Annotated in this window: 7 protein-coding genes; all 7 read left to right on the plus strand. The window is 64.1% G+C overall.

Annotated elements, in window-relative coordinates; all coding sequences use genetic code 11:
* Positions 1 to 1238: ribonuclease R family protein (locus tag MOV75_RS24075; RefSeq protein ID WP_247006734.1), on the plus strand; the 1238-nt coding region annotated here is incomplete at its 5' end.
* Positions 1232 to 1672 carry a DUF983 domain-containing protein gene (locus tag MOV75_RS24080; protein WP_246919890.1) on the plus strand — a complete coding sequence of 147 codons (441 nt, stop codon included), beginning with the start codon at positions 1232 to 1234 and terminating at the stop codon, positions 1670 to 1672. The genes MOV75_RS24075 and MOV75_RS24080, both read left to right, overlap by 7 nt.
* A 32-nt stretch (positions 1673 to 1704) precedes the next feature.
* On the plus strand, positions 1705 to 2457 hold the full coding sequence (locus tag MOV75_RS24085) for an NUDIX domain-containing protein (RefSeq protein WP_247006735.1): 753 nt from the start codon (positions 1705 to 1707) through the stop codon (positions 2455 to 2457).
* A gap of 266 nt (positions 2458 to 2723) precedes the next feature.
* Positions 2724 to 4049 carry an LLM class flavin-dependent oxidoreductase gene (locus MOV75_RS24090; protein ID WP_247006736.1) on the plus strand — a complete coding sequence of 442 codons (1326 nt, stop codon included), beginning with the start codon at positions 2724 to 2726 and terminating at the stop codon, positions 4047 to 4049.
* A 124-nt stretch (positions 4050 to 4173) separates the two neighbouring features.
* Positions 4174 to 4341, plus strand: coding sequence for a 50S ribosomal protein L33 (gene rpmG, locus MOV75_RS24095; protein ID WP_007603295.1), 168 nt, complete (start codon positions 4174 to 4176; stop codon positions 4339 to 4341).
* A 132-nt stretch (positions 4342 to 4473) separates the two neighbouring features.
* Positions 4474 to 4704 carry a hypothetical protein gene (locus MOV75_RS24100; RefSeq protein WP_246919885.1) on the plus strand — a complete coding sequence of 77 codons (231 nt, stop codon included), beginning with the start codon at positions 4474 to 4476 and terminating at the stop codon, positions 4702 to 4704.
* Between the two features lie 231 nt (positions 4705 to 4935).
* Positions 4936 to 6180, plus strand: a 1245-nt coding sequence (locus MOV75_RS24105) for an acyltransferase (protein WP_247006737.1), incomplete at its 3' end; no start/stop codon positions are given.

Consider the following 6180-nt stretch of genomic DNA (forward strand, 5'->3'; position numbering starts at 1 on the left):
AGCGCTCACACAGCTTCCACCGCATCCTGATGCGCTCGGCGGCAAAACTGAGCTACGCGCAGGCGCAGGCGGCGATCGACGGACGGCCGGACGACACCACCGGTCCCCTGCTCGATCCGATCCTGCGGCCGCTCTATGCCGCCTATGCCTGCGCCAAGCGTGCACGCGACGAGCGCGATCCGCTCAATCTCGATCTGCCCGAACGCAAGATCCTCCTGAAGAGCGACGGCACGGTCGATCGCGTCGTCGTGCCTGAACGTCTCGATGCGCACAAGCTGATCGAGGAATTCATGATCCTCGCCAACGTCGCGGCGGCCGAGATGCTGGAAAAGAAGTCGCTGCCGCTGATCTACCGCGTGCATGACGAGCCGACGCTGGAGAAGGTGCACGCGCTCGCGGAATTCCTGGAGACGCTGGACGTTCCCTTCGCCAAAGCGGGCGCGCTGCGTCCCACCACGTTCAACCGCGTGCTGGCCCAGCTCGAAGGCCATGACTATTACCCGCTGGTGAGCGAGGTGGTGCTGCGCGCCCAGGCACAGGCCGAATACTCTTCCGAGAATTACGGTCATTTCGGCCTGAATTTGCGCCGCTACGCGCATTTCACCTCGCCGATCCGCCGCTATGCCGATCTCGTGGTGCACCGCGCGCTGGTCCGCGCGCTCGGCCTTGGCGAAGGCGCCCTGCCCGACAGCGAGACGCCGGAAACCCTGAGCGAGGTCGCGGCCCACATCTCGGTGACCGAGCGGCGCGCGATGAAGGCGGAGCGCGAGACCGTCGACCGCCTGATCGCCCATCACCTCGCCGACCGCATCGGCGCAAGCTTCCAGGGCCGCGTCTCCGGCGTCACCCGCGCCGGCCTGTTCGTCAAGCTTGCCGACACCGGCGCCGACGGTCTGATCCCGATCCGATCCCTCGGCACGGAATATTTCAACTATGACGAGGGCCGGCACGCACTCGTCGGCACCCGCAGCGGCACCATGTATCAGCTCGGCGACGTCGTCGACGTCCGCCTGATCGAAGCTGCCCCGATCGCGGGCGCGCTGCGCTTCGAGCTGCTGTCGTCGGCCAGTGAAAGCGCGCCGCGTGGCCGCAGGCCATCCGGCCCGCAACGCCGCCCCTCGTTCAAGGCGCATCCCGGACGCAGCCCGGATAAGAAACGCAAGCCGGCGAAGCAGAAATCCGGCAAGGGAAAGAAGAACAAGGGAAAAGCCAAGGGCAAAAAGGGCAAAGCATGGTGACGATGAGCACGGCCCCAAAAATCTGGACGCGGGAGACGGGTCTCGTCGAGAAGCGCGATCTCTGGACGGCAATGAAGCGGGGCTTTCGCGGCCGCTGCCCGCGCTGTGGCCAGGGAAAGCTGTTCCGCGCCTTCCTGAAGACGGCAGACAATTGCGCCAAATGCGACCTCGATTTCACGCCGCATCGCGCCGATGACCTGCCCGCCTATCTCGTCATCGTCATCGTCGGCCACATCGTGGTGCCGGCCGTTTTGTGGATCGAGACCAATTACACCACGCCGGTCTGGATCAGCTTCGCGGCCTATCTGCCCTTCACCTTCGTCGCCTCGCTCGCGCTGCTGCAGCCCGTCAAAGGAGCTGTGGTCGGCCTGCAATGGGCTCTGCGCATGCACGGGTTTGACGAGAACCCGCCGGATGGTATTCCGCCTGTATAAGCAAAATAGGCAGGAACGGTCTGGGTGAGGACATGACGGATACGACGCAAGTTGCGGAGAAGGCCAAGGTTCACGAGGAAAAGGAAGCCGACCATCATCCCTATTTTCGCCCGAGGGATGCGGCGACCCTGATCCTGGTCGATCGCAGCGGCGCCATTCCGAAAGTGCTGGTCGGCAAACGCCACGACAAGGTGGTGTTCATGCCCGGCAAGTTCGTCTTCCCGGGCGGGCGCGTCGACAAGGCCGACTATCGCGTGCCCTGTGCGGCGCCGATCACGGCCGAGCTCGAAGCCAATCTCGCCAAGGGCAGCCCGAAGACGCCGGCCTCGCGCGCGAAGTCGCTCGCCATCGCCGCGATCCGCGAGGCCTGCGAGGAGACTGGTCTCTGCCTCGGCCGCAAGTCCGAGGGCAAGACGCCGAAGCTCGACGGTCCCTGGAAGCCGTTCGCCGATGCAGGCCTCCTGCCCGATCCGTCAGGCCTCTTCCTGATCGCCCGCGCGATCACCCCGCCCGGCCGCGTCAAGCGCTTCGACACGCGCTTCTTCACCGCGGATGCCTCCGCGATCACCCACCGCGTCGACGGCGTGATCCATGCCGATGCCGAGCTGGTCGAGCTGGTCTGGGTCGAGCTCGGCTCGAAGCCGCTGGCCGATCTGCATCCGATGACGCGCAACGTGCTCAACGAACTCGACACCCGCCTTGCCACCGGCCCGCTCCGCCACGATGCGTCGGTGCCGTTCTTCCATTTCTACGGCGGCAAGATGCAGAAGGATATTTTGGGCTGAGGCTGTATTACGGGGCGCGCCTCTCTCCTCTCGTCATTCCGGGGCGCACGTAGCGCGAGCCCGGAATCCATTCATCCATCGTCTCCGCGGCCCGATCGATTCTCAGGTGCGCAATCGCGCACCCTAGTTCGCGCCAAGCGGCGCGCCCCGGAATGACGTGCTGAGAGAGCTGCAAAAAACAAAAAATTCTTCCCGCTGCCGCCAATGGCGGAGTTCCGCCGCGTGCCTATGTCTTTCCGAACGACAATGAAGAAGGACACCGGGCGATGGCACAACGGCAACTCAAGCTTGGCGCGTTCATGCGCCCGATCAGCATCCACACCGGCGCCTGGCGCTATCCCGGGGCCTGGCCTGACGCCAATTTCAATTTCGGTCACATCAAGACGCTGATCCAGAAGCTCGAGGCCGGCAAGTTCGACGCCTTCTTCATGGCCGATCACCTCGCCGTGTTGAACATGCCGGTCAATGCGCTCAAGCGCAGCCACACCGTGACCTCGTTCGAGCCGTTCACGCTGCTGTCGGCGCTCTCCGCGGTCACCGAGCGGATCGGGCTGATCGCGACGGGATCAACCACGTTCGACGAGCCCTATCACGTCGCGCGCCGCTTTGCGTCCCTCGACCATCTCAGCGGCGGCCGCGCCGGCTGGAACATCGTCACCACCTCGAACCCGGACGCGGCGCTGAATTTCGGCCTCGACGATCACATGGAGCACGCCGAGCGCTACAAGCGCGCCCGCGAGTTCTACGACGTCGTCACCGGCCTGTGGGATTCCTTCGCCGACGACGCCTTCGTGCGCGACGTCGAGAGCGGCCTGTTCGTCGATCCCGCCAAGATGCACACGCTCGACCACAACGGCAAATATCTGAAGGTGCGCGGGCCCCTCAACATCGCCCGCCCCGTGCAGGGCTGGCCCGTGATCGTGCAGGCCGGCGCGTCGGAAGACGGCAAGCAGCTCGCGGCCGAGACGGCGGAAGCCGTCTTCACCGGCGGCGGCAGCCTCGCCGACGGGCAAAAACTCTATGCCGACATCAAGGGCCGCATGGAAAAGATCGGCCGCGATCCCGAGCACCTCAAGATCCTGCCCGGCGCCTTCGTGGTGGTCGGCGACAGCGTCGATGAGGCCAAGGAGAAGCGCGCTTTGCTCGACAGCCGCGTGCACTACGACAGCGCCATCGCCTCGCTGTCCGTCATCCTCGGCACCGACGCATCGGGCTTCGATCCGGATGGCCAATTGCCGGAGATTCCGGAAACCAATGCCAGCAAGAGCGGCCGCCAGCGCATGGTCGACCTCGCCAGGCGCGACAAGCTGACGGTGCGCCAGCTCGCCCAGCGCGTCGGCGGCTATGGTGGGCTGTCCTTCGTCGGCACCGCGAAAACCATCGCCGACCAGATGGAGGAATGGCTGGTCGGGCGCGGCTCCGACGGCTTCAACATCATGTTCCCGTTCCTGCCCGCCGGCCTCGACGATTTCGTCGACAAGGTCGTCCCGGAGCTGCAGCGCCGCGGGATTTTCCGCAAGGAGTATGAAGGGGCCACTTTGAGGGAAAATCTGGGCCTGCCACGGCCGAAAAACCGGTTCTTTGAGGCCTAATGGGCCCGTTTTGGGTGGTTTTTGGGGTGTAAAACCTTGACATCAGGCGGTTTCTGGCTAGGTTGCCGGCCAACGCGGGCCGTTTGGCCGGCTCCAGATTCCCTTCATTTCTGAGGTTCAGAACATGGCCAAAGCGGTCACCATCAAGGTCAAGCTCGTGTCCTCGGCCGACACCGGCTTCTACTACGTCGCCAAGAAGAATTCGCGCACCATGACCGACAAGCTGGTCAAGAAGAAGTACGATCCGGTCGCGCGCAAGCACGTCGAATTCCGCGAAGCCAAGATCAAGTAAGATCGCGGCAAGCGTTGAAGAGTTTTGCGGGGCCCTTTCGGGCCCCGTTTTCTTTTGGCGTCGGTCCGGGCACGGACGGAGGTGACTGCTGCGGCTATCATCGGTCGCTCAAATCGACCGAGGGATCGTCGGATGAAAACCTCGTTAGTTGTTCTGCTTTCCGGCTTGGTGGGCTTCGCGTTTGGAGCATCCCTGCTTGGATTCGCAGCTCTGTGGATCGGGATCTCATTTCTCGGTCACGTCCAGGGCGACATTCACAGCGATTGGACCCTCCTCGTATTCCTGGGAGCCCTGCTGTGTTTTGGCGTCGGCGGAGCGGCAGGAGCCAAGGCTGCTGTCCGTCTTGCCAGATCCCGCGTGTGAGCGGACGCAGACATAACGACCCTGAGCGGCCCCTGTTCTGCAGCGCATCGCCAGTCACGTTAGCTGCGGCCGGGCATGAGGCCGAAGCTGATGCGCTGGACTTTTCTCCGTCATGGTTGCCAATTGATCCCCCCATCGCCGACCACGCCGCGGCTATCTTGCGCAATAACCGCCCACCATTGGCGCATGCGGATAGCGGCAAACCAAGTGTGACCCACGTCGCGGAGCGCCGTGACCGGCTTCACTATCTCCACCGGCATCGTTGCATGGACCTGGTCGATTGCCGTGAAGAGCCATTTGCCCCTGCTGGATCCGCTCCGCTTCGCCGCAGCTCTCGGCGTTGCGATTTTCCATCAGATGTTCTGGTCCTGGGCCTGGACCTCGATCGGCGTCCCCGGCTTCGAGCGCACCGTCGCCGCTGACGTGATCTACCCCTCCGCCGCGGCCTTCACGTGGTTCGGCTGGGTCGGCGTCGAAATCTTCTTCGTGATCTCCGGCTTCGTCATCGCCAATTCCGCGAGCACATCTTCGCCGGGTGCGTTTCTGCTCGGCCGCGCGCTCAGGCTCTATCCAGCGGTGTGGGTGTGCGCTACTGCGACCCTTCTCGTTCTGCTGCTGTCCGGCAGTGGCCCCGCTACGGACGTCATCGTCCCCTACCTCCACGCCATGCTGATGGTGCCCAAGGGCGTCACCGGCCAGTGGCTGGACGAGGTCTATTGGACGCTGGCCGCCGAGACGGCGTTCTATGGGCTGGTATTTTGCGCGATGCTCACGAGGAAGATCACGCTGCGGCACCTGGCCTTCGGCCTCACCATCTACAGCGCGATCTTCAATGCGGTCGCACTGGTGGTGCTGTCGTGCACGACGCCGTCCGACCTGCCCTATCTCATCATGTTGATGTTCCGGGTGCCCTGCGCGGCATTCCTCTTGACGCACGGCTGCTTCTTCGCGCTCGGGATCTGGCTGTTCATTTCGGCGAACAGGCGGCTGACCGCGCTCGAGCAGGTCGCCGTCGCCGTCACATGCCTTTCAGGCGCCGCCGAGATTTACTTCTTTGCCTCTTTCCTTTTGACGTCGGTGCCCGCCATCGCGGATCAATCGGCCCTCGTGCCGGTCATGGCCTGGGCGGCCGCAGTGCTGCTCATTGCCCTGGCCGCAATCCGCAGCACGCGTTCGGCCGGCATCCCTGCTCCTGAATCACCCGCCTATTTGAGAACGCTCGGACTGATCACCTATCCGCTCTATCTCACGCACAACGTCATCGGCGCTGCGATCATTCGTGCCCTGGTCGATGCCGGCCTCGATGCCACCTCGGCCCTTTGGATCGCGCTCGGCCTGCTTGTCTTGGTCTGCTGGGTGATCTGCACCAAGATCGAGCCGGCCGTCAGGTCCGCGTTGATGCAAGCCCTCGCATATTACGGCAGGCTGCCAGAGGGTCGGCCGGCGTTGCGCCGCCCGGCACTGGCGCGGGGGCTG

Origin of the sequence: Bradyrhizobium sp. PRIMUS42 (assembly GCF_023006515.1) — a bacterium.
GTDB lineage: Bacteria > Pseudomonadota > Alphaproteobacteria > Rhizobiales > Xanthobacteraceae > Bradyrhizobium.

What these genes read in the sequence shown, in the direction of transcription:
- MOV75_RS24080 (WP_246919890.1), top strand. Translation starts at nt 1,232, where the DNA reads ATGGTGACGATGAGCACGGCCCCAAAAATCTGGACGCGGGAGACGGGT.
- MOV75_RS24085 (WP_247006735.1), top strand. Translation starts at nt 1,705, where the DNA reads ATGACGGATACGACGCAAGTTGCGGAGAAGGCCAAGGTTCACGAGGAA.
- MOV75_RS24090 (WP_247006736.1), top strand. Translation starts at nt 2,724, where the DNA reads ATGGCACAACGGCAACTCAAGCTTGGCGCGTTCATGCGCCCGATCAGC.
- rpmG (WP_007603295.1), top strand. Translation starts at nt 4,174, where the DNA reads ATGGCCAAAGCGGTCACCATCAAGGTCAAGCTCGTGTCCTCGGCCGAC.
- MOV75_RS24100 (WP_246919885.1), top strand. Translation starts at nt 4,474, where the DNA reads ATGAAAACCTCGTTAGTTGTTCTGCTTTCCGGCTTGGTGGGCTTCGCG.